The 18939-nt window shown below is 70.0% G+C and carries 18 protein-coding genes; 9 read left to right on the top strand and 9 right to left on the bottom strand.

Going from position 1 to position 18939, the window contains the following annotated elements:
* Window positions 1-44: 44 nt before the first annotated feature.
* Both serB and ACWGDX_RS37495 read right to left on the bottom strand, forming a co-directional pair.
* On the bottom strand, window positions 45-1262 hold the full coding sequence (serB, locus tag ACWGDX_RS37500; protein ID WP_453633046.1) for a phosphoserine phosphatase SerB: 1218 nt from the start codon (window positions 1260-1262) through the stop codon (window positions 45-47).
* Window positions 1263-1338: 76 nt separating this feature from the next.
* Window positions 1339-3069 (bottom strand): streptophobe family protein, encoded by a 1731-nt coding sequence (locus ACWGDX_RS37495; protein ID WP_453633044.1) that lies wholly within the window; start codon window positions 3067-3069, stop codon window positions 1339-1341.
* Window positions 3070-3332: 263 nt separating this feature from the next.
* Between ACWGDX_RS37495 and ACWGDX_RS37490 the strand changes: the two genes are divergently transcribed.
* Complete coding sequence (locus tag ACWGDX_RS37490; RefSeq protein WP_453633042.1) at window positions 3333-5942, top strand: FHA domain-containing protein; 2610 nt, start codon at window positions 3333-3335, stop codon at window positions 5940-5942.
* Window positions 5943-6058: 116 nt separating this feature from the next.
* On the opposite strand, the gene ACWGDX_RS37485 is transcribed toward ACWGDX_RS37490, so the two are convergent.
* The 3 genes from ACWGDX_RS37485 to ACWGDX_RS37475 form a co-directional block, all read right to left on the bottom strand.
* Window positions 6059-6652 carry a transglycosylase SLT domain-containing protein gene (locus ACWGDX_RS37485; RefSeq protein ID WP_453633040.1) on the bottom strand — a complete coding sequence of 198 codons (594 nt, stop codon included), beginning with the start codon at window positions 6650-6652 and terminating at the stop codon, window positions 6059-6061.
* Between the two features lie 283 nt (window positions 6653-6935).
* The gene (locus ACWGDX_RS37480) at window positions 6936-8015 is read right to left on the bottom strand and encodes an S-adenosylmethionine:tRNA ribosyltransferase-isomerase (protein WP_453633038.1); all 1080 of its coding nucleotides are present in this window, start codon (window positions 8013-8015) and stop codon (window positions 6936-6938) included.
* 44 nt (window positions 8016-8059) lie between these two features.
* Entirely contained in the window at window positions 8060-8758 is a 699-nt protein-coding gene (locus ACWGDX_RS37475; RefSeq protein WP_453633036.1) for an SDR family NAD(P)-dependent oxidoreductase, read from the bottom strand.
* 225 nt (window positions 8759-8983) lie between these two features.
* Between ACWGDX_RS37475 and ACWGDX_RS37470 the strand changes: the two genes are divergently transcribed.
* From ACWGDX_RS37470 to ACWGDX_RS37460, 3 genes are all read left to right on the top strand, one after another.
* Window positions 8984-10141, top strand: a complete 1158-nt coding sequence (locus ACWGDX_RS37470) for a GAF domain-containing sensor histidine kinase (protein WP_453633035.1) — start codon at window positions 8984-8986, stop codon at window positions 10139-10141.
* Window positions 10142-10157: 16 nt separating this feature from the next.
* Window positions 10158-10832 (top strand): response regulator, encoded by a 675-nt coding sequence (locus ACWGDX_RS37465; protein WP_453633048.1) that lies wholly within the window; start codon window positions 10158-10160, stop codon window positions 10830-10832.
* Between the two features lie 155 nt (window positions 10833-10987).
* Window positions 10988-11236, top strand: coding sequence for a chaplin (locus ACWGDX_RS37460; protein WP_363086177.1), 249 nt, complete (start codon window positions 10988-10990; stop codon window positions 11234-11236).
* Window positions 11237-11644: 408 nt separating this feature from the next.
* Here ACWGDX_RS37460 and ACWGDX_RS37455 read toward each other — a convergent pair whose 3' ends face one another.
* Complete coding sequence (locus ACWGDX_RS37455; protein ID WP_453633033.1) at window positions 11645-12439, bottom strand: hypothetical protein; 795 nt, start codon at window positions 12437-12439, stop codon at window positions 11645-11647.
* Between the two features lie 126 nt (window positions 12440-12565).
* Between ACWGDX_RS37455 and ACWGDX_RS37450 the strand changes: the two genes are divergently transcribed.
* The 4 genes from ACWGDX_RS37450 to ACWGDX_RS37435 all read left to right on the top strand — a co-directional run bounded on the left by ACWGDX_RS37450 (window position 12566) and on the right by ACWGDX_RS37435 (window position 15719).
* Window positions 12566-13357 carry an ABC transporter ATP-binding protein gene (locus ACWGDX_RS37450; protein ID WP_453633031.1) on the top strand — a complete coding sequence of 264 codons (792 nt, stop codon included), beginning with the start codon at window positions 12566-12568 and terminating at the stop codon, window positions 13355-13357.
* Window positions 13358-13430: 73 nt separating this feature from the next.
* Complete coding sequence (locus ACWGDX_RS37445; RefSeq protein WP_453633029.1) at window positions 13431-13859, top strand: NfeD family protein; 429 nt, start codon at window positions 13431-13433, stop codon at window positions 13857-13859.
* Between the two features lie 90 nt (window positions 13860-13949).
* Window positions 13950-14879: an SPFH domain-containing protein gene (locus ACWGDX_RS37440; RefSeq protein WP_382865472.1), complete on the top strand. Its 930-nt coding sequence runs from the start codon at window positions 13950-13952 to the stop codon at window positions 14877-14879.
* A 63-nt stretch (window positions 14880-14942) separates the two neighbouring features.
* On the top strand, window positions 14943-15719 hold the full coding sequence (locus ACWGDX_RS37435) for a sulfite exporter TauE/SafE family protein (RefSeq protein ID WP_453633027.1): 777 nt from the start codon (window positions 14943-14945) through the stop codon (window positions 15717-15719).
* A 76-nt stretch (window positions 15720-15795) separates the two neighbouring features.
* Here ACWGDX_RS37435 and ACWGDX_RS37430 read toward each other — a convergent pair whose 3' ends face one another.
* The 3 genes from ACWGDX_RS37430 to ACWGDX_RS37420 all read right to left on the bottom strand — a co-directional run bounded on the left by ACWGDX_RS37430 (window position 15796) and on the right by ACWGDX_RS37420 (window position 17854).
* Window positions 15796-16308, bottom strand: coding sequence for an HNH endonuclease (locus tag ACWGDX_RS37430; protein ID WP_363085182.1), 513 nt, complete (start codon window positions 16306-16308; stop codon window positions 15796-15798).
* 142 nt (window positions 16309-16450) lie between these two features.
* A complete protein-coding gene (locus ACWGDX_RS37425; RefSeq protein WP_453633025.1) occupies window positions 16451-16990 on the bottom strand; it encodes a YbhB/YbcL family Raf kinase inhibitor-like protein in 540 nt (179 codons plus the stop codon).
* Window positions 16991-17071: 81 nt separating this feature from the next.
* Window positions 17072-17854: a sporulation protein gene (locus tag ACWGDX_RS37420; protein ID WP_453633024.1), complete on the bottom strand. Its 783-nt coding sequence runs from the start codon at window positions 17852-17854 to the stop codon at window positions 17072-17074.
* Window positions 17855-17928: 74 nt separating this feature from the next.
* Here ACWGDX_RS37420 and ACWGDX_RS37415 point away from each other — a divergent pair, with 74 nt between their 5' ends.
* Complete coding sequence (locus ACWGDX_RS37415) at window positions 17929-18567, top strand: DNA-3-methyladenine glycosylase (RefSeq protein WP_363085179.1); 639 nt, start codon at window positions 17929-17931, stop codon at window positions 18565-18567.
* Window positions 18568-18939 lie beyond the last annotated feature (372 nt).

The following is an 18939-nucleotide window of genomic DNA, read 5'->3' as shown; positions in this document are numbered from 1 at the left end:
CTCCGCGCCGGGGCCCTCCCGCGTATGCCGGTGTCCGTCCCCTGTCAGTGCCCGTCCCCGTCGTCCGCGGTCTCCACCTCTTCACGGGTGATGCCGAGCAGATACAGCACGGTGTCCAGGAACGGTACGTTCACCGCCGTGTGGGCCGCCTTGCGGACCACCGGCTTGGCGTTGAAGGCGACCCCCAGCCCCGCCGCGTTCAGCATGTCGAGATCGTTGGCACCGTCGCCGATCGCGACGGTCTGCGCCAGCGGGACCCCCGCCTCGGCCGCGAATCTGCGCAGCAGCCGGGCCTTGCCCGCGCGGTCCACGATCTCGCCCACCACGCGTCCGGTGAGCTTGCCGTCCACGATCTCCAGGGTGTTGGCGGCGGCGAAGTCCAGCCCGAGCTGCTCCTGGAGGGCATCGGTGACCTGGGTGAATCCGCCCGAGACCACCCCCACTTGATAGCCCAGCCGCTTGAGCGTACGGATCAGGGTGCGCGCGCCGGGGGTGAGCCGTATCTCGGCCCGCACCTTCTCCACGACCGACTCGTCGAGCCCGGCGAGCAGCGCCACCCGCGCGTGCAGGGACTGCTCGAAGTCCAGCTCCCCGCGCATGGCCCTGGAGGTCACCTCGGCGACCTCGGTCTCACAGCCCGCGTGGGCCGCGAAGAGTTCGATGACCTCGTCCTGGATCAGGGTCGAGTCCACGTCCATGACCACCAGCCGCTGGGCCCGGCGGTGCAGTCCGGCCGAGACGACCGCGACATCCACCCCGATCTCCGCGCCCTCGGTGGCCAGCGCGGTGCGCAGCGGCTCGGTCTCCACCCCCGACACCGCGAACTCCACGGCGGTGACCGGGTATTTCGCCAGCCGGAAGATCCGGTCGATATTGCCGCCGGTGGCGGTGATACAGGCCGCTATGGCCGCCGTCGACTCGGCGGTCAGCGGGTTGCCGAGCACGGTGACATGGGAACGGCCGCTGCCGCGCGGCCGGTTGTCGCCGATGCCGGAGATGATCTCCGCCTGGAGTTTGAGTGATTCCGTCCAGGTGTGCACGGTCGCCCGCAGCGCGCCCTCGGCGCCGGAGGCCGGAGCGGTGATCAGCGCGCAGAGGACGATACGGCCACGGGTGACGACCTGCTCGATGTCGATCACATCGACGGAGTAGGCGGCGAGGGTGTCGAAGAGCCCGGCGGTGATCCCGGGACGGTCCTTCCCGAAGATCTTGACGAGAAGAGTGGGGACGTCGGCGGTCCGAGGGGGCTGCGATGCGCTCATGGTGGTTCCACCGTATCGGGCGAGTCAGGAGCTGTGGCCGGCCGTCCCGCGTACCGGACAGCGGTTCCAGTCTCGGTCAGCGGCCGTCCCGCTGCGACCCCGGGGGAGGCGGTCCGCTGCCGCCCTCGGGAAGGCGCAGATAGGGGTTCGTACCAGGGTTGGCGGGCCGGTAGGGCACGGACGGGGTGTACGGTCCGGGCGCCTGTCCCGGGTCAGGAGCGGTACGGTTCCCGGGTCCCGCCGCGGGGGCCTCCTCGGGCATCGGCGGAAACCCCGGCTCGGGCAGCGGCAGGACTTCCGCCCTGGGCGCCCGTCGGTCCTCCGACTCCGCCGCTCCCGAACCCCGTCCCTTCTTCCGTACCGCGTAGGCGAGCAGCGCCCCCGCACCGCCCGCCCCCGCGCCCCAGACCGCGCCGAGCAGCAGGGCCGTACCGGCTCTGCCGCGCAGTTCGAGGCCCGCGTCGAACGCGGGGATCCCGAACACGGACAGCGACATGTCGGCCGAGACATCCGTGAGCCGTACCAGGGCCGGGAGAGTGAGCGCGGTGACAGTGCCGAGCGTCAGGGCACACCGCCCGGCGAGGGCGGCCACGCCCCGGTGAGCGGGGTTCCGATGGGCCGCGCTCCCGTGAGTCGCGCTTCCGTGAGCGGGGCTCCGGTGGGCCGCGCTCTCGTCGGCCTGGATCGTACGGACCGCCGTCAGCACCCCCGCGTACAGCATCATCACGGCGACGGCCGCCACCAGCAGCCAGATCCGTCCGTCCAGCTCCGTGAGCCCGCCGACCGTCAGCGGCTCACCGCCCGACGGCCGCAGCAGCCTGTCCAGCGGGTCGGGGAGCAGGGAGGCCAAGGGGCCCGACGCGCGGCCGTCCCACGGCACGAACAGCCCGAGCGGAACACCGAGCCAGACACCGTTCGGCGCACCGAGCAGGGCCGCGCCCGCGATACGCCGGGGATGGGCGTCGCCGATCGCCGCGAACCCGGCCGCCGCGAGTCCCGCGACCACCGCCATCAGCACCACGGTGACCAGGGCGGAGGCCGCCGGCCGTACGATCCGGTGCGCCCGCTCCCAGCCGCGCGGCAGCGGCGTACGGCCGGAGACGAGCAGGGCCACGGCCAGGACGCCGAGCACCCACAGCAGGGCGCCGGCCAGCGACTCGGCGGTGTCCACCCGGAATCCCACCGTCGCTCGGGCGTTCACCAGATCACCGAGCCGGTCGGGCAACAGCCCCCCGATGCCCGGGATGTCGCCGAGATCACCGAGATCGCCCAGTCCCGGTACCTCGCCGAGTCCCGGCACCTCGATCCCGGAGCCGTCACCGCCCCCGCCCGGCATCCGGTCGAGCCCCAGCCCGCTCCCGTCGATCGTGACGACATCACGCCCGGCCCACGCGAGCCCGCCGACCAGGCCGACGAAGAGCGCCGCCACCGTCCCCGCCCGCAGGGCCAGTTCGGCGACGGAGACATACGCGCCCGCGCGCCGCAGCGACCGCAGAAAGAGGAACGCGAGGATCAGCGCCCCCGTGAGCCCCACGCCCAGTGGCGTGAAGTCGACAGCGGTCCGCGCCTCCGCACCGTCCATGCCGAGGGCGGACACATCGCCGGAAGGCGTGACCGATCCTCCCGCCCCCAGCACCACCACCGCCGCGGTCATCGGCCCCAACGAGCCCGCCGCGTCGGCGCCCAGCAGCCGCAGACCGAGCGCCGCGACCGCCGCCATCCCGACCAGCGCCCAGCTCACGGCGGCGACCGAGCCCAGCAGCACATCGACCGGACCGCTTCGGCCGCCGTCGTCCCGCGCGTTCATCAGGACCCCCCGATCCCCGACGGGTGTGTCCGCCTTGTGATCGTTCCTCGTATTCGCGCATGATCCGTAGGCACTCATACGCGGTTACCACTCTCCGGGTGCCTTTCTCCCCCGTCAACGGTCCCTCCACGCACGCTGTTACGTGCTTGTACCAGGCGTTCGTACGGCCCGGCTTTCCCGCGGCGGAGCGAGCCTGAAATAGTTCCTCACGATGTTCGCCATCCCTAGACTCCCTGCGACGGGGGACAATCGGGGGACAAAAAGTGGGGCATGGAGTGCCGGAACTCGTACTTGAATTGAACGGAAGGACCTGGGCACTCGATCCGTCCAGGTCGTACACCCTGGGCCGCGACCCCCAGGGTGACCTGGTGATCGATGACGCCAGGGTCTCGTGGCGCCATGCCACCATCAGCTGGAGCGGCCGGAACTGGGTCATCGAGGACCACGGCAGCACCAACGGCACCTATGCGCAGGGCCGGCGCATCCAGCGGCTGGACATCGGTCCCGGCTCGGCCGTGTATCTCGGCAACGCCACCGACGGACCCCGGCTCAGCCTCACCGGCGGCGGAGCGGCGGGCGCGGGTGCGTACAGCGCACAGGCACCGGACCGTACACAGCAGGCGGAGCAGGGCTGGCAGCAGTCCCAGCAGTCCCAGCAGCCATCCGCGCAGGGACAACAGGCCTGGCAGCAGCAGCCGGGGACACCGCAGCAGCACGGCCAGGCGCCGCCGCGGCAGAGACAGGTGCCGCACCAGCAGGGCCCGCACCAGCAGGGCCCTCACCAGGGCGGCGGCCCCGGTGCCTCCTTCCCGCAGCAGGCCCCGGCCTCCGGCGGTGCCGCGGGGGCCCCGCCGGTGTACGGCGACCGCAGCCCGACCACCTTCCACCAGCTCTCCCTCGGCCGTGTGATGCGTATCGGCCGCGCGCTGGAGAACGAACTGGTCGTCGCCGACCTCCAGGTCTCGCGGCTGCACGCCCAGTTCACGGCGACGCCCGACGGCCGGTTCGAGATCCGTGACCTCGGTTCCCACAACGGCACCTATGTCAACGGCCAGCCGATAGCCAAGTCCGGCACCGTACAGATCGGCCCCAACGACATCGTCGGCGTGGGCCACTCGACGTTCCGTCTGGTCGGCGACCGCCTTGAGGAGTTCGTCGACACCGGCGAGGTCTCCTTCTCCGCCCGTCATCTCACGGTGACCGTCGACGGCGGCAAGCAGATCCTCAAGGACATCTCCTTCGGTGTCCCGGAGAAGTCGCTGATCGCGGTCATCGGCCCGTCCGGCTCCGGCAAGTCCACGCTGCTCAAGGCGCTCACCGGCTACCGCCCCGCCGACCAGGGCGATGTCCTCTACGACAACCGGAATCTGTACAAGCAGTTCGCCGAGCTGCGCCAGCGCATCGGTCTGGTCCCGCAGGACGACATCCTGCACAAGGAGCTGTCCGTCAGAAAGGCGCTCAAGTACGCGGCCAAGCTGCGCTTCCCCGGTGACACCGCCGAGGCCGAGCGCGAGGCCCGGATAGACGAGGTGCTGCGCGAGCTGAAGCTCGACATCCACAAGAACAAGAAGATCACCTCGCTCTCCGGCGGTCAGCGCAAGCGTGTCTCCGTGGCCCTGGAGCTGCTCACCAAGCCGTCGCTGATCTTCCTGGACGAGCCGACCTCCGGTCTCGACCCGGGCATGGACCGCGATGTCATGCAGCTGCTGCGCGCCCTCGCCGACGACGGCCGCACGGTCCTGGTGGTCACCCACTCCGTGGCCGAACTGGCGCTCTGCGACAAGCTGCTGGTGATGGCCCCCGGCGGCTCCGTGGCGTACTTCGGCCCGCCGGAGGAGGCGCTCAACTTCTTCGGCTACACCACCTGGGCCGATGTCTTCTCCGCCTTCGAGAACTACCGCGACTACGACTGGGCGGGCCGCTGGCGTGGCTCGCAGCACTACCAGATGTACGCCGCCGACATCGACGCCGTCGCGGCACAGTCCGTACATATGCCGCCGCCGCAGCAGATGCGTCCGCCGAAGGCGCAGAGCTGGGGCTCCCAGCTGCTGACGCTGATCCGCCGCTATGCCTCGGTCATCGCGTCGGACAAGGGCTTCATGGCGCTGATGGTGATCCTGCCCGCCGTGCTCGGGGTGGTCAGCGTCGTCATCCCGGCGAAGTTCGGCCTCGGCCCGCCGGAGGCACCGTCCCGGTTCAACGGCGACGCGGGCACCATCATGCTGATCCTCGCGGTCGGTATGTGCTTCTCGGGCGCGGCCAACTCCGTACGAGAACTGATCAAGGAACGGGTGATCTACGAACGGGAACGGGCCACGGGCCTCTCCCGCTCCGCCTATCTGATGTCCAAGGTGATCACGCTCGGTGTGATCACGGCCATCCAGGGCGTCATCATCTGCGGTATCGGCTTCGCCACCCGCACCCTGCCCGAAGAGGGCCTGATCATGCCGCCGGCCATCGAGATCTGCCTTGTCGTGATCGCCCTCGGCTTCACCTCGATGATGTTCGGCCTGGTCATCTCCTCGCTGGTGAAGACCGCCGAGAAGACCATGCCGCTGCTGGTGATGTTCGCGATCGTCCAGGTCGTCTTCACCGGCATCCTCTTCCAGGTCTACGACTCGCCGGGGCTGGAGCAGTTCGCCTGGCTGATGCCGTCCCGCTGGGCCATCGCGGGCGCGGGCTCGACCCTCGATCTGGCACACCTCATGCCGCCGTGGGACCAGGACAACCCCACCAATCTGGACCCGCTGTGGGAGCACTCGGCGAGCCAGTGGGGGATGAACATCGGCATCCTGCTGCTCATCGGTGTGGTCTGCGGGTTCGCGGTGTCGCGGCTGCTGCGCCGTCATGAGCCGGAGGTCATGCGCAAGTAGCGCGCGGGCGGGGGGCACCCGCGTACGCGTACGCCGCGGACATCCGCGTACGCCGGAGGGCGGCACCCCGTGTGGGTGCCGCCCTCGTGGCTTCTGTGCCCTCGGCGCCGTTCGGCTCAGTAGGCGCTGTTGACGTTGTCCATCGAACCGTACTTGTCCGCGGCGTAGTTGGCGGCGGCCACGATGTTGGCGACCGGGTCCCAGATGTCGAACTTGGTGCCCTTGACGTGGTACGCCTGGAACGTCGGCGGAATGACCTGGAGCAGGCCCTTCGACGGTATGCCGTTCTTGGCGTTGATGTCCCAGAGGTTGATGGCCTTCGGGTTGCCGCTGGACTCGCGGAGGATGTTGCGGTGCAGCCCCTCGTACGAGCCGGGGATGCCGTTCTTCTTCATGATCGACAGCGCCTCACGGATCCACCCGTCCAGGTTGTCCGGGTAGGCCGCCTTGGCGAGCTTGCTGTCGGCCGTCTTGACGGCGGTGATCTCCTTCGCCGCGCTCGCCTTCAGGGCCGAGCTCTGCGTACCGCCCTGGGTGCTCGACCAGGCCACGGGCGCGGTGGCGACATGGGCGTCGGCGCCGGTGTTGCCACCGGGAACCAGCGAGAACGTGACGGCCGCGACACCTGCGGCGGCGATGCCTGCGATCGAAGCCTTGCGGGTCGTGGTCCTGTTCAGGCTACGGAGATCAGCGATGCGTGACGAGAACATGAAAGACGTACCTCTTCGAATTGCGGGGAGTCGCGAAGGCCGGTTGGCCAGCCAGCTCGGCGGCGACGAACGCAATTCTTAGCGGCAGCAAAATCCTGTGGCAAAGGTGTGACGTACGACCCTGGGTAGTGAATCGGGGCACCTATCCGGCGTCCAAATGCCCGTTTACGCCACGCTCACACCCCTTTGTTCATCGACTAAACGGCTTCGTAAGTGATCCACGTCCTATGTGCGGGCTCACATCGGGGGTGGGGCGATATGACCGTTCGTTGCTCCAGCAATGCTATGAGTGAGCGGTCTCGTCCGGGAGGACGAGATGGACGTCCCCGAACTCGTGCCAGAGATAGCGATGTTCCAGCGCCTCCTGGTACCCCCGCTCCAGCGCCGCGCGCCCGGCGATCGCCTCCAGCATCAGCAGATGCGAGGCCTCCGGCTCGTGCAGTCCGGTCAGCAGTCCGTCCACGGCACGCACCCCGCGCCGGGGCGTGATCACCAGATCCGTCCATCCCGAGGCCGCCCGCACCACACCGTCGCTCCCGGCCGCCGACTCCAGGGCCCGTACCGCCGTCGTACCGACCGCGATGATCTTTCCGCCGTCCGCCGCGGCGGCGTTCACCAGCCGGGCCGTCGTCTCCGGCACCTCGAAGCGCTCCGGGTACGGCGGCTCGTGCGCCTCCGCCGACGCCACCCCCGTATGCAGCGCCAGCGGGGCGAACCGCACTCCCCGCCGCACCAGCTCCCTGACCGTCCCCGCGGTGAAGGGACGGCCCGCGCTCGGCATCTCCGCGGAGCCCGAGCCGTCGGGCGAGGGGAGCGCGAAGACCGTCTGATACGCGGAGAGCGGCTGATCCCGCTCCGTGTACCCGTATCGGATCGGCCGCCCGTAGCGGCGCAGCAGTCCCGGCACATCGGGGTACGAGACCCGCGCCCACCACAGCCGGACCCCCTCCGGGTCCAGAGGCTCCTCCAGTACGAGCCGCTCGCCGCCCGGCAGCCGTACGACCGCCCCGGCCGGGCCCCCGGCCCGGGGCAGGGTGGTACCCGCCCCGGCCGCCCCGGCCGGTGACGGTGTGCGCAGTTCCACCGCCCACCGGCCGTCGTCACCCCGGGTCGAGAAGTGCGTGACGACCCGCGCGCCGCCCAGCCGCCCGTTGACCGCGGCCGGCAGCGTCGCCGACGTGTTGACCACCAGCACATCCCCGGCCCGGAGCAGGCCAGGCAGCTCAGGGAAAGTGTGATGAGTCACGTCGGCGCCCCGGGAGACCAGCAGACGTACATCGTCCCTGCCCGAGCCGCGCTGTTCCGCCGGGACCCGCGCCGACAGTTCCTCGGGCACCCGCGGCGCCCGCAGCGCTCCCGGCATACCCGGTCGCGCCCGCCTCGTCGCCCACCCCGCGGCCGGGCGCCTCATACGGTCACGTCCCGCAGCGCGGGAGCCGTGTACCGGCCGCTCGGCGGGCGCAGCTCCAGCAGCCGCAGAAAACCGGGCACCACCGACTCCGGATCCGGCCGCGGATCCGGGTCGTCCGGCACGGCCGCCGTATAGAGGTCCGTCCCCATGTCGCCCGGGTCGACGCTCCACACCCGCAGCTCCGGCTCCTCCACCGCGAGCACGGCGGCGAGCCGGTCCAGCGCCGCCTTCGACGCCCCGTAACCGCCCCAGGTCCCGTACGCCTCCGCCGCCGCGTCCGAACTGACCGTGATCACCGCGCCCGGCGCGTCCGCGCGCAACAGCGGCAGCGCCCGCTGCACCAGGCCGAGCGCCGCGACCACATTGGTCTCCAGCGCCGTCCGCAGTCCGTGCAGCGACAGCGCGTCCAGCCGTACGAGCGGCTCCGCGCCCAGCGCGCTGGCATTGCTCACCAGCAGATCGAGCGCCCCCAGTCCGGCGGCGGCGGTCACCAGTTCCTCCCGGTGCGTGGCGTCCGTGACATCCCCCGTGAGCGCCACCACCCGTGTCCCGTACGCCCTCGCCTCGCCGGCCGCCTCTTCCAGTACGGGCGCGGTCCGCGCGTCCAGCACCAGATCCCAGCCGCTCCGGGCCAGCGCCACGGCCAGCGCACGCCCCAGTCCCTTCGAAGCCCCCGTGATGATCGCTACGGGCATGACATCCGCTCCTTCCGCCGGATCGGCGCGCTCCGGTGCCCGCCGACGCCACCCAACGTAGGAACGCCGCCCCCCTCACCGCCTCGGACGCGGGCCCCGTCCACCCAGGGCATTCGCCCTAGGCCGCGCCGAGGCCGGACCTAGGCCGGACCTAGGTCATCGGCCCCGGCCGGAGGCGGTCGCGAGGCGGATACGGGCTGCCCGACCCGCCGGTACGGTAAAAACATGAGTCACCGACCCGGCTCCGGCCTCGCCGCCGTGAGCAGCGCGCTTCTCGCGATGAGCAGACGTCTGGAGGTGCGCGACGTCCTCAAGACGATCGTCGCCTCGGCCCGCGAACTGCTCGACGCCGAGTACGCGGCGCTCGGTGTCCCGGACGACCACGGCGGCTTCGCCCAGTTCGTGGTGGACGGCGTCAGCGACGAACAGTGGCGGGCCATCGGGCCGCTGCCCCGCCAGCACGGCATCCTCGCGGCGATGCTCCACGAGGAGAGGACCGAGCGCCTCGCCGATGTGCGCCGGGACCCGCGGTTCGGGGGCTGGCCCTCCGCCCACCCCGACATGTCCGACTTCCTCGGTCTGCCGGTCAGGGACGGCGACGAGACGCTCGCCGCGCTCTTCCTCGCCAACAAGCGCTGCCCCCGGGCGGAGTCCTCCCGCGGCCGGCGCTGCGGATTCACCGAGGAGGACGAGGAACTCCTCGCGATCCTCGCCCAGCACGCCGCGATCGCCCTCACCAACGCCCGGCTGTACGAGCGCAGCCGCGAACTCACCATCGCCGAGGAGCGCTCGCGCCTCGCGCACGAACTCCACGACGCGGTCAGCCAGAAGCTCTTCTCGCTCCGGCTGACCGCCCAGGCAGCCGCCGCCCTGGTCGACCGCGACCCGGCCCGCGCCAAGGACGAACTCCAGCAGGTCGCCGCTCTCGCCGCCGAGGCCGCCGACGAGCTGCGCGCCGCCGTGGTCGAGCTGCGTCCCGCGGCCCTCGACGAGGACGGGCTCGTCCATACGCTCCGCAACCATGTCCAGGTGCTCGACCGCGCCCACTCGGCCGAGGTCACCTTCGCCACCTCCGGGATACGGGCCCTGCCCGCGGCCCAGGAGGAGGCGCTGCTGCGGGTGGCCCAGGAGGCACTGCACAACGCGCTGCGGCACTCGGGGGCCGACCGGGTGGGGGTCGCCCTCGCCCGCCGGGCCCAGGGCGCGGTCCTCAGCGTCACCGACAACGGCAAGGGCTTCGAGCCCCGGACGGTCCGCAGGGCGGGCCGCCATCTCGGGCTGGTCTCGATGCGCGACCGGGCGAGCGGCGTGGGCGGCAGACTCAGGGTGAAATCGGCGCCCGGACAGGGCACCACGATCGAGATGGAGGTGCCCGGTGGCTGAAGAGGGCAGGGGCCCCGTGGAGCGCCCCGCCGACGGGACGGCGGCGGGGCGCGGGCGGGTGATCCGCGTTCTGCTGGTCGACGACCACCAGGTGGTCCGCCGGGGACTGCGCACATTCCTGGAGATCCAGGACGACATCGAGGTGGTGGGCGAGGCGTCGGACGGCGCCGAGGGGGTAGCCCGCGCCGGGGAACTGCACCCCGATGTCGTGCTGATGGACATCAAGATGCCCGGTATGGACGGTATCGAGGCGCTGCGCAAGCTCCGTGAGCAGGCCAGCCCGGCCAGAGTGCTGATCGTCACCAGCTTCACCGAGCAGCGCACCGTGGTCCCCGCCCTGCGGGCCGGGGCCTGCGGCTATGTGTACAAGGACATCGACCCCGAGGCGCTGGCGGGCGCGATCCGCTCGGTCCACGCGGGCCATGTGCTGCTCCAGCCGGAGGTCGCGGGCGCGCTGCTGGCCCAGGACGACTCCGGCACCGGCCAGGGCAGGGGGACCTCGCTCACCGAGCGGGAGCGGGAGGTGCTCGGACTGATCGCCGACGGGCGTTCCAACCGGGAGATCGCCCGTGCGCTGACGCTCTCGGAGAAAACTGTCAAGACCCACGTTTCGAACATCCTGATGAAGCTGGATCTCTCGGACCGTACGCAGGCGGCGCTCTGGGCCGTCCGACATGGGGCGGCGGACTGAAGCGGCCGAAGCGGACCGTCGTCCTCCGGTCTGAGATTCATACCGTCGTGTGTATGTCACCCACACGGCGCATCCTGATCGCCGCTCGGGCGTTCTTCATGGCGTAACCACGGCGTACTGCCGTGGTCATTGATCACACGATTAAGGAACATCCCATGAAGGTTGCCAAGAAGGCCGCTCTGGTCCTCGTCACCGCCGGTCTCGCGGCGGGCGCCTCCGCCGGTGCCGCGTTCGCCACCGATGGCGGCGCCCACGCCCTCGGCACGGCGAAGAACTCCCCGGGTGTCGGCTCCGGCAACGCCATCCAGGTCCCGGTGCACATCCCGCTGAACCTCACCGGCAACACGGTCAATGTGATCGGCCTGCTGAACCCGGCCTTCGGCAACCACTCGGTCAACCACTAAGGGCTGAGACCCGGGTCGGCCGCTTTCTTTTTGAGGGCTCGGTTCGCCTTCGGGGCGCTTTTTGTCGGTGCCGACAGTCGATCGTGCTCGGCCGCTCGTTCCTCGCGGCCTGCGCGCGTTCTCCTTTTCGGCACCGACGCGCCCCTTCGGCTCACTCGCCGGCGGGCGACAGCGGCCGGAACATGTCCGCACCCCGAGGCGGCCGAGGTGACCGGCACCCGGGTGGGACCTGCCCCGGCCGCCCCTGGGGTGCGCAGACGTTCCGGCCCCGCCCGGCCGCCGGCGAGTGAGCCGAAGGGCGCGCCGCTGTCGAAAGGGAGAGCGCGCGCAGGTCCGTGAGGTACGAGCGGACCGAGCACGGTCGACCGTCGACAGTGGCAGAAAGCGCCCGGAGGCGAACCGAGCCCCTTAAAAATGAGGCTCCTGCCTCTGCCGTTCCTCCACGTACGCGTTGTACGAGGCGACCCGCGCCCGTCGGGCCACCCGCTCGACCGGGCGCAGGGCCGCTCCGCGCGCCGCCATCTCCGACGCGCTCACCGCACCGCCGTGCCCGTGCTCGTACGCCAGCGAGACCAGCAGTCCGACCCGCTCCGCCAGTTCGAGGACCCGGACCGCACGCGGCGGGTAACCGGGCGCCAGTACCTCGCGGCCCCGCTCGGCCCGTGCCCGGTACGCGTCCAGGGCGGCCTCCGCCACCGGGCCCGAGGCCGCCACGTCGAGCCGTGAGATCGCCTCCGTCGCCTCCCGCAGCGCCTCGGCCAGCTCACGTTCCGCCTCCCCGAGCGAGGGCACATCCGCCGGCGGGGCCTCCCGTACCGGCAGACAGTGCCAGAGGACCTCGGTATGGCGGTCCCCCTCCGGGCCCACCGAGGTGACCTCGGGCACCAGACCGTACGGCGCGCCCGTCGCGACGACGGCCTCCTCGGCCTCCAGCGCGCGGGCATTGAACTCCGGAGGCCCGCTCAGCCCCAGCGGATGTCCCGGTACGGGCAGCGCCACCCGGTAGCCCGTCACGCCGAGCGCCCGTAGCCGCCCCAGCGCCAGCGTGAGCCCGACAGGACCGGCCTCGCCCGGCAGCCCCTCCACCCGGTGCGGCGCGTCATCACCGACCACGGCGAGCACGGCGTCGTCCGGCGATACAAACCCGGCCAGAAGGGCGTTTCCCCAAGCGGCCAGCAGTCCTGAGCGTGGTTGCGAATGCATGGACCCAGCCTAGGGAACGGACCTCAGAGCCGGACCACTCGACCGGTGGCGTAGATTTTCCGGGGAGACGCGCCCACAGGGCGCACCCGGAACGTCAAGACGATTGCATGGGGAGACAACGCGCTCATGAGCGATGTACTGGAGCTGGTGGACGTATCCGTGGTCCGCGACGGACGCGCTCTGGTGGACGATGTCTCCTGGTCGGTCAAGGAGGGGGAGCGCTGGGTGATCCTCGGCCCCAACGGCGCGGGGAAGACCACCCTGCTCAATCTCGCCTCCAGCTACCTTTTCCCGACCGGCGGGCAGGTGACCATCCTCGGTGACCGGCTCGGCAAGGTGGACGTCTTCGACCTGCGCCCGCGCATCGGTATCGCGGGCATCGCCCTGGCCGAGAAGCTGCCCAAGCGGCAGACCGTCCTCCAGACCGTGCTGACCGCCGCGTACGGCATGACCGCGACCTGGCACGAGAGCTACGACGAGGTCGACGAGCAGCGCGCCCGCGCCTTCCTCGACCGGCTGGGCATGACCGAGTACCTCGACCGGAGATTCGGCACCCTCTCCGAGGGCGAGCGCAAGCGCACCCTGATCGCCCGCGCGATGATGACCGACCCCGAACTGCTCCTGCTGGACGAGCCCGCGGCCGGTCTCGACCTCGGCGGGCGCGAGGACCTCGTGCGCAGGCTCGGCCGTCTCGCCCGCGATCCGTACGCCCCCTCCATGATCATGGTGACCCACCATGTCGAGGAGATCGCGCCGGGCTTCACCCATGTCCTCATGATCCGTCAGGGCAAGGTGCTCGCCGCCGGACCCATGGAGACGGAACTGACCTCCCGCAACCTCTCCCTCTGCTTCGGTCTCCCGCTCGTCGTCGAGCGCAACGGTGACCGCTGGACGGCGCAGGGACTGCCGCTCGGCTGACGCGGACAACGCCGCTCGGCTGACCGGATATCACCCCTGTCCCGACAGGGATCGCCGGACCTACCATGACCAGGTGGAAATCGAAGCGTGGGTGTGGTGGCTGATCGGCGCCGTCGGTCTGGGGATTCCGCTTGTTCTGACCGCGATGCCCGAGTTCGGAATGTTCTCCGCCGGGGCGGTCGCCGCCGCCGTCACCGCCGCGCTGGGCGGCACCGTGGTGGCCCAAGTCCTCGTATTCGCCGTGGTGTCCGTCGCGCTCACCGTGGTGGTCCGCCGTATCGCGAGCCGGCAACGCCGCTCCAGTCCCGGAGCGGCCACGGGAATTGACGCGCTGAGAGGCCGTCAGGCCATCGTTCTCGAACGTGTCGACGGCCGTGACGGGCGTATCAAGCTCGCCGGTGAGGTCTGGTCGGCGCGCGCCCTCGACGCGGACGCGTCGTTCGAACCCGGCCAGCAGGTCGATGTGGTCGAAATCGACGGTGCGACAGCCGTGGTGATGTGAGCCAACCCTGTGGAACGCTCCCCATACACGCTCCTGGTCTGAGAAACTCGATCATCAGAACATCCGGCAGCGAAGGGCCCGAGATACGCGATGCCATCAATCATCATCGTCCTGGTCATCCTGGTGGTGCTTGTATTCATCGCCCTGATCAAGACGATCCAGGTCATCCCGCAGGCAAGCGCCGCCATCGTGGAGCGGTTCGGCCGCTACACCCGAACGCTCAACGCGGGCCTGAACATCGTGGTCCCGTTCATCGACTCGATCCGTAACCGGATCGACCTCCGCGAGCAGGTCGTCCCCTTCCCGCCGCAGCCGGTGATCACGCAGGACAACCTGGTCGTCAACATCGACACCGTCATCTACTACCAGGTGACCGACGCCCGCGCGGCGACCTATGAAGTCGCCAGCTATATCCAGGCGATCGAACAGCTCACCGTCACCACGCTCCGCAACATCATCGGTGGCATGGACCTGGAGCGGACCCTCACCTCCCGTGAGGAGATCAACGCCGCGCTGCGCGGCGTCCTCGACGAGGCCACCGGCAAGTGGGGCATCCGCGTCAACCGCGTCGAGCTGAAGGCCATCGAGCCGCCGACCTCCATCCAGGACTCGATGGAGAAGCAGATGCGCGCCGACCGTGACAAGCGCGCCGCGATCCTCACCGCCGAGGGCATCCGCCAGTCGCAGATCCTCACCGCGGAGGGCGAGAAGCAGTCCGCGATCCTCCGCGCGGAGGGCGAGGCCAAGGCCGCGGCCCTGCGCGCCGAGGGCGAGGCCCAGGCCATCCGTACGGTCTTCGAGTCGATCCACGCGGGAGACCCCGACCAGAAGCTGCTCGCGTACCAGTACCTCCAGATGCTCCCCAAGATCGCCGAAGGCGACGCCAACAAGCTCTGGATCGTGCCCAGCGAGATCGGCGACGCACTCAAGGGACTCAGCGGAGCCTTCGACAACCTCGGCGGCGGGGTCCCGGGCTTCAACACCGGCAAGGAACGCCGCCAGACCCCCCCGCTGGACTGACCGTACTGCCCCTTCGTGCATGATCGTTGCATACCGCACCGATCACCGAAGGGGCAGCGCACTGTGACCATCTGGGAGATGCTCGCCGTCTTCGTCGCGGGCATCAGCGCCGGGACCATCAACACCATCGTCGGTTCCGGCACCCTGATCACCTTCCCCGTCCTGCTGGCGACCGGCCTCCCACCGGTCACCGCGACCGTCTCCAACGCCCTTGGACTCATACCGGGTTCGATCAGCGGAGCCATCGGCTACCGCGCCGAACTCGCCGGCCAGCGCCGCCGGGTGCTGCGGCTGAGCGTCGCCGCACTCGTCGGCGGTCTCACCGGCGCCACGCTGCTGCTCGTCCTGCCCTCGACGGCCTTCGAGACGATCGTGCCCGTCCTGGTCACCATCGCCCTCGCCCTGGTGATCTTCCAGCCCCGGCTCACCAGGGCCGTCCAGGCCCGCCGCCGACGCCGAGGCACCAGTGCCCGCCCCGACGGCGGTCCGCTCCTGTTCGCCGGACTCCTCTTCGCCAGCGTCTACGGCGGCTACTTCACGGCGGCCCAGGGAATCATCTATCTCTCCCTGATGGGCATGCTGCTCGACGACAGTCTGCAACGCCTCAACGCCGTCAAGAACATCCTCGCCGCCGTCGTCAACAGCGTCGCCGCGCTCTACTTCCTCTTCGTCGCCCACTTCGACTGGACGGCCGTGGTGCTCATCGCCGTCGGCTCCGCACTGGGCGGCCAGATCGGCGCCAGGGTCGGCCGCCGTCTGCCCCCGGTCGCGCTGCGCGCGCTGATCGTCGCGGTCGGTCTGGTCGCCGTCGCACAGCTCCTGATCCGCCGCTACGGCTGACACCCAAGACGCGCGGACGCACAGGAGCCCGCCCCCGGATCCGGGAGCGGGCTCTCGCCCAACGTCGTAGTGGGCCTTACGCGGCGGACCGCACGCCTATCAGCCACTGCGGCAGCTCCGAACGCTCACCCGCCCGCAGCGACAGCAGCATCGCGTCCGCCGGGGACGGTACGAACGGGTCGTGCAGCAGCGGCATCCCCGCCTGCTCCGGCGTACGGTCGGCCTTGCGGTGGTTGTCCTCGGCGCAGGAAGCGACGGTATTCAGCCAGCTGTCGGCGCCACCCCGGGACCGCGGCACCACATGGTCCACCGTCGTCGCGCGTCTGCCGCAGTACGCGCACCGGTGCTGGTCCCGTACCAGCACACCCCGCCTCGACCACGGGGCCTGTCTTCGAAAGGGCACCCGCACATAGCGGCAGAGCCGGATCACCCGGGGCACCGGAAGCTCCATGGTGGCCGCACGGACACGGAGACCGGGATGAGCCTGCTCGACGACGGCCTTGTCCTGGAGCACCAGCACCACCGCACGGTTGAGTGTCACCGTCGACAGCGGCTCGAAGCTCGCATTCAGTACCAGCGTGTCCCGCATCCCGCCCACCTCCCGTGTGCCGGCCCACCACCTGGCGGGCTGGGATCAACTCTGGCCGGGCACGCCGAGGGGGACAACACAATAAAAAGTGCCCTGCCCTGGTCTCTCCAAGACCAGGGCAGGGCAAACAAAAGGAAAACGGTCAGCTCTTGACCGGCGCGGCGTACTCGCCGATGAGCTGCGCACGAGCAAGCGTGTGGAAGCGCAAATTGAAGCCGACGAACGCGGGCGAGGCGTCACTGTCGGGCCCCAGCCGCTCGGTGTCCACGGCGTACACCGTGAACACATACCGGTGTGCCGGATCCCCGGCCGGCGGCGCCGCGCCCCCGAAGTCCTTCGAGCCGTAGTCGCTCCGCGCGTGCACCGCGCCCTTGGGCAGCCCCTCGAACGAACCGCTGCCCGCACCCGCCGGCAGCTCGGTCACCGACGCCGGGATGTCGAAGAGCACCCAGTGCCAGAACCCGCTGCCGGTCGGCGCGTCGGGATCGAAACACGTCACGGCGAAACTCTTGGTCTCCGCGGGGAAGCCGTCCCAGCGCAGCTGCGGTGAGGTGTTCCCGGCCGCGTAGACCTGCGCGTCCTTCAGCACCGCCCCGGGCGCGATGTCCTCACTCACCACCGTGAACGACGGCACCTGCGGATGGAAGTCATGAGGGAGCGGAGCCCTCTTGCCCTCGGTCAACGTCTGAACCTCCGAATCGGCCGTCCCGCCGGCCCGTGTGCCGGCGGATCCGCCCTGCGACGCCGAGCCTAAAGGCCGTGATCAGAACCAGTTGCGACGGCCACCCACCTCGGCGAGCCACTGGTTGAGATAGGCGGCCCAGTCGGTGCCCTGGAAGTCGTGGAGGCCGACCTGGAAGGACCGGAACGAGTCGCTGCCCTCGGTGAACAGCCCCGGCTTCTTGTCCATCTCCAGGATGACGTCCATCTCACGGTCGTCCGCGACGAAGGTCAGCTCGACCTGGTTGAGCCCGCGGTACTGCTGCGGCGCGAAGAACTCGATCTCCTGGTAGAAGGGCAGCCGCTGGCGCGTCCCGCGGATATGACCACGCTCCATGTCCGCGGCCTTGAAGCGGAACCCGAGCTGGATGAAGGCGTCCAGGATGGCCTGCTGCGCGGGCAGCGGGTGGACATTGATCGGGTCGAGATCGCCGGAGTCCAGCGCCCGCGCGATCGCCAGCTCCGTGGTCACCCCGATGTTCATCCCGCGCAGCTGCTGACCGTCGATCGTCGTGATCGGGGTCTCCCACGGGATCTCCAGACCGAACGGCACCACATGCACCGCCCCTGCCTGTACCTCGAAGGCGCCGCCGATGCTCTGCTTGGTGAACTCGATGTCCTGCTTGAGCTCCTGGTCGTTCCCCTCGACCTCGACACGCGCCTGAAGGCCGACCGAGAGTCCTTCGATCCGCTGGTTGACGGACCCGCCCTGGAGCCGCACCTCGCCCTGGACGACGCCGCCCGGCACGACGTTCAGCTCGGTCAGCTCCGTCTCGACGGACGCACCACCGGCGCCGAGGCTCGCGAGCAGCTTCTTGAAGCCCATGTTCACTCCTTCTAGATCCTGACCCCTACATACGCGCTCCGACCGTAGTCGGTTCCCCGGTACGCTCATACGCCATGGAGAGCCCCGATCGTGTTCCGCTTCCCCGGGACTTCTTCGACCGTCCGGTCCTGGAGGTCGCGCCCGATCTTCTTGGGCGCACGCTGGTACGCACCACGGACGAGGGCCCGATCGAACTCCGGCTGACCGAGGTGGAGGCGTACGCGGGCGAGATCGACCCGGGATCGCACGCGTTCCGCGGCCGGACGGCCCGGAACGGAGTGATGTTCGGCCCGCCCGGTCACGCGTACGTCTACTTCACCTACGGGATGTGGCACTGCCTCAATCTGGTGTGCGGCCCCGAGGGCATGGCGAGCGGAGTCCTGCTCCGCGCCGGCGAGATCGAGGTGGGCGCCGAGCTGGCACATAAACGTCGGTTCTCGGCCCGGCATCACAGAGAACTGGCCAAAGGCCCGGCCCGCTTGGCCACCGCCCTCGATGTCGACCGTGGCCTCAACGGCACGGACGTCTGCGCGGGCCCCGACGCGCCGCTGGCGATACTGGCCGGCACGCCCGCACCGACTGACCAGGTCCGCAGCGGCCCCCGCACCGGCGTGGGCGGCGACGGAGCGGTCCACCCCTGGCGCTTCTGGATCGACGGCGACCCTTCGGTGAGCCCTTACCGGGCCCATGCGCCCAGACGCCGCCGAACTTGACTCGTACCGTTCATCCGCCTAACGTAGCCCGAGCCGCTTGACACGGGTCCTGCTGCTCAGCAGCCGCCCGAAGTGGCCATCCACTACTGATGATCAACCCCGACGGGTTCTATTTCGGCATGCCGAAATTCAGGCCCGACAGCTCGATTATGAGCCGGGCGGGGATTCGGTTAAAGTAGCGGAAGCCGAAAGGCGAAAGACCAATCCAAAGGTCACCGGAATTCACGAGGCGGAAGACGCCGAATGGGTCTGGTAAAGTCGGAGACGCAAGACAGCGAGACAAGCAAGAAGAGAACAACAGCAGGACCGAAGGGAAAGCCCGGAGGAAAGCCCGTGAGGGTGAGTACAAAGGAAGCGTCCGTTCCTTGAGAA

The organism is Streptomyces sp. NPDC055025 (assembly GCF_053608565.1).
Note: the sequence above shows the minus strand (reverse complement) of the source record. Positions and strands in the feature narration are given on the sequence as shown.